Genomic DNA, 6,000 nt, shown 5'->3' with positions numbered 1-6,000 from the left:
AAAACCTTGGTTTAGTGGAAACGGTGGAATTGGCGAAAAGTGCGTATCCTAAAACGGGGGGGATTTTAAATGGGGATGTGGATGCAACCGGGTCTATTTCCGGCAAAGGGATGTATGAATATCCAAGTATTCGTGTATATAGTTCTATAAATAAGCCCTCTCCCGGAGAATTAGGGGCTTTGCCTGTTGGAGGTACTGCTGTAGCTGCAAATAAGTTAGCGGCGATCAGGACGATTGCAGGAGTGCCATTTGATGGGACCGCGAATATTTCAATTCCACTTAGTAACTTAGGAGTGTATTCGAAAGTAGAAGTTGACAATCGTGTTGATGCGAGGGGTAATAAAAATACAGCTTTAAAAGCCTCAAATGGTTGGTGGAAATGTGGTGATACTGGAATAATTTATCAGTGGGGATTGGTTGAAAGAAAAAATAATAAAACCGCTGTTAACTTTCCAATTGTATACCCAAATGCGTGCTTTAACATACAATTGACGCTAGGTAATGCTTATAGCAACTCTAGTTCAAATATTGTTGCAGACGTAAAAAGCAATTCTGGTTTTGTTTACGTTGCATATTCGCAAGAGATCTGGTCATATTGGTTCGCAGTGGGGTATTAATTATGTATTATTACAGTGCAACAACTAATGCATTTTATCCGATCGAATGGAAACAAGATTACATCAATGCCGGTTCATTTCCAAACGATGCGGTGAAAGTTGATGAAGCTGTTTTCATTGAGTTTGCTGGCAGCATTCCCCCTGAGGGTAAATACCGAATAGCAGGTAAAAATGGTTTACCGGAATGGGCGGATATCCCTCCCCCCACAAAAGAAGAATTGCAGCAACAGGCTAAACTTCAAAAGCAGCAATTAATAGCTGAAGCAACAAACCAAATCGCACCATTACAAGATGCTATTGATCTAAATATGGCAAATGATGAGGAAAAAGCACAATTAGTAGCTTGGAAAAAATACCAAATATCACTAAGTCGTATTGATGTTACATCAGCACCAGACATTAGTTGGCCTAAAAAGCCATAGTGATATGTATTTTTGTATCGGGCTGCATGAGCAGCCCCTATTATTTTGTTATTCTGGCATCTCAGGCCACTTAATATCAGGGGACAATGAAGTGTCAACTCTGCTCAGTAATACCAAATATTTTTTCCATTCAAGTAACAGTGCCTGTTCTTCTTCCGAAGCCAATCCAGTATCAACAGCATATTGGAGCAACTTAATAGTTTCATTAGCTTGTGTACACAGTGTACCGCGCAGTTGCTCTGCCTGCTCAATCTCACTATCCTTTATTGCTGCTTTGTCAGTCACCCACTTTGAGCCATCCCATCGATCAAAATGAGTAACTGGTTGTTCGAATGTCAGGTTTTCGGGTAATTCACCCAGCTCAGTAATTTCTTGCGGTAGGCGAGTTTGTGTATTGTAAGCCGTTTTTCCACGGTAATCGGGAACAATTTCCCAGTGATTTCCGTCTGCTGTACGTCTAACAGCTGTAGAATCGGATTTGGGAAGTATCGGAGCATCTGTATAGGAACTGGCCGGTATTCCTGTCCCCTCCATCAGGTATTCTGGCGTTGCGCCGATAAATTCCCTTGAATGAGGCGCTGCATGGTAGATTGTCAGCCAGCCCGCTTTTTCTGCTAATCCATCTTTACCTAAGATTGCAATTTCCGGTTCTAAAGAATATTTTTGCTCTATCATTATGCTGCTCTCACTATGTAGTTAAATGCAATATTGCGGGGGCGGGTTTCTCTCTGATTTTCATATTCTTGAATAATGTTATGCCAGTCCCCCTTATTAGTCCCTGTCGCTGCTAAAAACCCAGTTTCTCTGTGTTTTCCATTCCTCCAGTTTTCGTTATCCCAGTAACCGGCGATTGCAGATACAGGGGCTTGTCCGGTTTGAGAAGACAAAGCTGCACGTCCCGGATCACTCCCCCTGTTATTATCCCAGCCCCGGATAAATTCACCCCGCAAATCGGGTAATACGCCGGATGGGTATGCCGCTGCTAATCGTGAGTACTGGGATTTATTAAATGATTGACCATTGCATGCGAGATAGCCAGCAGGCACATTCGGTAACGGCCAAGGAATAGGAGCACCGACTGGGTAACCACCTATCTCACCGCCCGCTACATCCCCATTTGAATTTAGAAAATATGCGTGTAGCACACCGTCAGCAGTAATATATATCTGACCAACGTCGGATAGCTGTCCGATGTTGATGCCTTTTGCCCATCTTGCATTTCCTTCCCCTGAGAAAGGGCCAATAAATGAGCGTCCCGGGATGTTGTTAACTGAGACAGCAGCAGGAAATGCCCCCACATCCCCGGCAGTGGGTTTATTCTGCGTGTTATATTCCAGTGCCCAAGGTGTCCATCCCGGACCGCTCCACGGGTATAAAGCCCGTGTATATATCCGACTACTATTATAGACAAAATAACGTTGAATCGTGCCAGCGGCCTGTAAAACAACAAGAGAACCAGCGGATGCTTCGGGATAGTTTTTACCGGCTGTCGCTTGTATATTCAAACCCTGATAATAAAGTCCTGGCGTTTGATAATCATTTAAATCGGCTTTGCCAGGGATCGATATTGCTTGCCCATTAAAGATATCTTGAGAGGTAATATCGATATCCCCACTCAATACCTTGCCATTAATTTTCCGGTTGCCCGGTACCGCGTTGTTAGCCAAACTCACCGTTTCCGTCAAACCAAGGTTTGCCATAACTCATTAATTTGCCGCAACTCTTACCAACCCAGCTTTTTAAAGTGTTAAACGGGGCTAGATATGGTAAACATCGCGTATATTTACGTATCAATAAATAACCAAAGTGGCGAATTAGAGAGAAAGATATTAATCATGTAGAAATTACGAGCACATTTTGGATGATAAATCAGCAAGGAAATTAACATCATATTGCCTTACACCAGTTCAGAAATTTCATCACGGTGTGCCCCAAACAATACGTTTAATAGACCTGTTGCTTTGCAACATCACGCATTAACAAACTCTTCTGGCCATTTTTTCGACATCATTTGCTTGAGATAAATAAATTTACTTTGTGTGTATGCGTGTGTATTATGATGTCAGGTTGGGAGGATATATGAAATCAACTGACCTAATAAAAGAGCTGACTGCTGCTGGGTGTGAACTTAGAAGGCATAACGGAGGTAGTCACCAAATTTGGTGGTCACCTATAACCGGAAAGACGTTCCCGGTACCGCATCCCAAAAAAGATCTGCCTATCGGCACAGTCAAATCTATAAAGAAAATGGCGGGGATTTAGTCCCCGCCGACTTTGGAGGTCATTATGTTTTTTTCAGTAGGTGTTGAGTTGCCGAAAGATGAAAACACAGCATATGGTTTGGTTATTCCTGCGTTGTGTACCGAAGATTATGGCTGTTTTTCTGCCGCTGATAGTAAAGAAGACATTGCGATAATGGCACGTGAAGCTATCTTGTTAACGGTTGAAGATATGGTTGCAAGCAGTAGAGCCGTTGAACAAATTCAGGATTCTGGCTATCTGGTCTACGCAAAAAACACAGAATATCAATACATTGATAGTTGGTTTGTTATTGATGTTGATTTGTCTGAATTTTCGGGAAAGCAGCAGCGTATTAATATCTCATTACCCGATACGCTTATTCAGCGTATTGATAATCGCGTCAAAGAAAGTCCGACACAATATCGAGATAGAAGTCACTTTTTAGCTGAAGCAGCAAGACATGAACTTAGGTAGCGCTATGGTGCATGGATGCGCCATAGTTCAAAAAAACACTTAATTGATGCATTGTGAATCTTTTATACTGTCGTATGAGCGTAAAGCCCGAATGATAGGTGCTGCACCTTCTTCATGGGTCCCAAAAGCCACAAATAAAGAGCTGCTTATACAGTCCGTTTGGATTTCCTGTTTATATACCCGTCATCTTTCAAGCTACCTCTTTGTTGGCTGCACTTGCTCACCCCGGTCACATAGTTTGCTATGCTCCCGGGAATTCTCTCCCTAGCCGTCGCGATGCGTCTTGAAATCCATAGGGTATATAACATTTTCTATTTTGTAGATGAATTTCCTGAGGAGTAGATCTTTCAATCTATAAAATTGGTAATTTGGTTCTTGTTTTTTTAATTTATGTCGATAATGTTCTCTTTCTTCTCTTAATACATTTCTTTCTTTTTCAATTAATGAGTCAGATTTATGTTCATCAGATGTATTAATAACATGAGGAATAATGCAATACAAGTTTATGAAATTTCTAAATCTAAATATTCCCCACATATCAGCTTCATATTTTATTGGTTGAAGTTTTTCTAATAACTCTTTCGCTGCTGTTTTATTGATTAAATACCCGTGCGTACCGCTAGCTTCATACGTTTGATATATATCTAATGCATTCGACTTTATTTTTTTTGTTATTAATATACGTTTCAACCTTGTTGAGTAAATATACATTTGGTTTTTTTATGTCATCTATGCTTTCTATCTCTGATATTACATTATGGATTTTATTTGGTAATATAGCATCATCTTCCAAAATAAGTGTATGAGAGATATTTTCCCTTAGCATTTTTTCATATATAAATAAATGACTTAATGAGCAACCTATCTCACCTTTAGTTAGTTTGCAATTGGGATAATCGTATACAATTTTTGTTAATTCTTCATTATTCATTGACTCACCATAAATAGCCTCTATAAATTCCACTTGTAACCCAATTTTATTAGACTGTTGTCTCATAGTTTCTTTGCGTTCTATATTTCTTTTTAAATTAATAATGAATACTTTCATGTTTTCACTCCCTTCTAATTATTAATACATACTGCTTTGTTTTAGACACTGGAATTTTGAGTAATATCTTTTCTTTTGATGTGACTTGAAGTTCGCCAGTATATCTTAATCTGATAAACCGAGATAAAATGAATTTATTAAAAAATTTTAATTTATCCTTGCGAGAGTGAGAAGGACACCACGAACCATTAAATAGATGAATAGAAAAATTTTCTAATTCATATTCTGGAACACAGAAATAATACGAAGGGTAAATGATAGACTTTTCATCTAGTAATGTTTCTTGAGAGCTGTTGTAAGGTGCTTGAAGCCCGAATTTTTCAGAAAAATATCGGCCTATACGAACTGTATTTGGTTGAAGATCAAGACCATCTGAGGTTTCAAAATCAGCATTTTCATAATAACTTAATAAATCAGCAATAATAGAATTACCAGCTTTAGCTCCTATAGTTGCGGATGTAATCGGTAAGACATTGCCATGATAATTTTCATAACCACTAAAGAAATTCAGATGAAGAAATTGATCTAGATTATTGGTGACCTCCACATCAGTATCTAAGTAGATGCCACCTTCATGATACAATGCATAAAGTCTAACGTAGTCAGAAACAAATGCCCATTTTCTGTTCTGATATGCTTGTTCTGAATATTTATTTTTTATTCTTTCAAATTTCTCGTTGTTCCATTCGATTATCTCATAATCAGGAAGGTGTTTCTTCCAGCTTTCAATACATTTAAGTATCAGCTCGGATTTTGGTTGATTACCAACCCATACATAATGAATTTTCTTAGGTATCATTTTCTACCTCAAAAGTTAAACAAGTTTCATTTATAAGTAGTATATCGGATTCTGTTTGTTAGATCACTCTGCTATCAACACTTAAAAAAGCCTAATTAAGGTAATTAATCCCACACCTCGTAACCTCAATAGCCTCTCTTCCCACAATTTCATAATCTTCTTCCATCTTAGAGCAGCTCTTCATTTCTCATGAGAACCTTAGATGTTTACCGGATATTCCTTATGGTATCAATGATAAATGGGGTGGAAAGAGTGGGTAATTGATAAAATTTCATGATTCAAAATTCAACTAATCCCATCGAACCCAATAAAAAGGCAATTACAGGAACTAGAAATACTAACGCTATTAGCGTACATATAATCTTAATTATTGGATTCTTGTATTTATATGCAGCATAG

General features: G+C 38.7%; 8 protein-coding genes. 4 read left to right on the top strand and 4 right to left on the bottom strand.

Annotated elements, in window-relative coordinates; all coding sequences use genetic code 11:
- Together Phpb_RS00955 and Phpb_RS00950 are read left to right on the top strand one after the other, a co-directional pair.
- Window positions 1-617, top strand: a 617-nt coding sequence (locus Phpb_RS00955) for a gp53-like domain-containing protein (RefSeq protein WP_420848317.1), incomplete at its 5' end; no start/stop codon positions are given.
- Window positions 618-619: 2 nt separating this feature from the next.
- Window positions 620-1,039: a tail fiber assembly protein gene (locus tag Phpb_RS00950; RefSeq protein ID WP_065388772.1), complete on the top strand. Its 420-nt coding sequence runs from the start codon at window positions 620-622 to the stop codon at window positions 1,037-1,039.
- 48 nt (window positions 1,040-1,087) lie between these two features.
- Here Phpb_RS00950 and Phpb_RS00945 read toward each other — a convergent pair whose 3' ends face one another.
- Together Phpb_RS00945 and Phpb_RS00940 are read right to left on the bottom strand one after the other, a co-directional pair.
- A complete protein-coding gene (locus tag Phpb_RS00945; RefSeq protein WP_065388771.1) occupies window positions 1,088-1,714 on the bottom strand; it encodes a tail fiber assembly protein in 627 nt (208 codons plus the stop codon).
- Window positions 1,714-2,739, bottom strand: coding sequence for a tail fiber protein (locus Phpb_RS00940; protein WP_065388770.1), 1,026 nt, complete (start codon window positions 2,737-2,739; stop codon window positions 1,714-1,716). The genes Phpb_RS00945 and Phpb_RS00940 overlap by 1 nt, the downstream gene beginning before the upstream one ends.
- A 379-nt stretch (window positions 2,740-3,118) precedes the next feature.
- On the opposite strand from Phpb_RS00940, the gene Phpb_RS00935 reads away from it, so the two are divergent.
- The gene (locus Phpb_RS00935) at window positions 3,119-3,301 is read left to right on the top strand and encodes a type II toxin-antitoxin system HicA family toxin (protein WP_046397638.1); all 183 of its coding nucleotides are present in this window, start codon (window positions 3,119-3,121) and stop codon (window positions 3,299-3,301) included.
- Window positions 3,302-3,325: 24 nt separating this feature from the next.
- The gene (locus Phpb_RS00930; RefSeq protein WP_065388769.1) at window positions 3,326-3,754 is read left to right on the top strand and encodes a type II toxin-antitoxin system HicB family antitoxin; all 429 of its coding nucleotides are present in this window, start codon (window positions 3,326-3,328) and stop codon (window positions 3,752-3,754) included.
- A 625-nt stretch (window positions 3,755-4,379) separates the two neighbouring features.
- On the opposite strand, the gene Phpb_RS00920 is transcribed toward Phpb_RS00930, so the two are convergent.
- Both Phpb_RS00920 and Phpb_RS00915 read right to left on the bottom strand, forming a co-directional pair.
- Complete coding sequence (locus Phpb_RS00920) at window positions 4,380-4,802, bottom strand: glycosyltransferase family 25 protein (protein ID WP_065388767.1); 423 nt, start codon at window positions 4,800-4,802, stop codon at window positions 4,380-4,382.
- A 4-nt stretch (window positions 4,803-4,806) separates the two neighbouring features.
- A complete protein-coding gene (locus Phpb_RS00915) occupies window positions 4,807-5,601 on the bottom strand; it encodes a glycosyltransferase family 32 protein (protein ID WP_065388766.1) in 795 nt (264 codons plus the stop codon).
- Window positions 5,602-6,000: the final 399 nt, after the last annotated feature.

Origin of the sequence: Photorhabdus namnaonensis (genome assembly GCF_001684335.1) — a bacterium.
Lineage (GTDB): Bacteria > Pseudomonadota > Gammaproteobacteria > Enterobacterales > Enterobacteriaceae > Photorhabdus > Photorhabdus namnaonensis.
The sequence above is the reverse complement of the archived record's forward strand: the minus strand, read 5'-3'. Positions and strand labels throughout refer to the sequence as shown.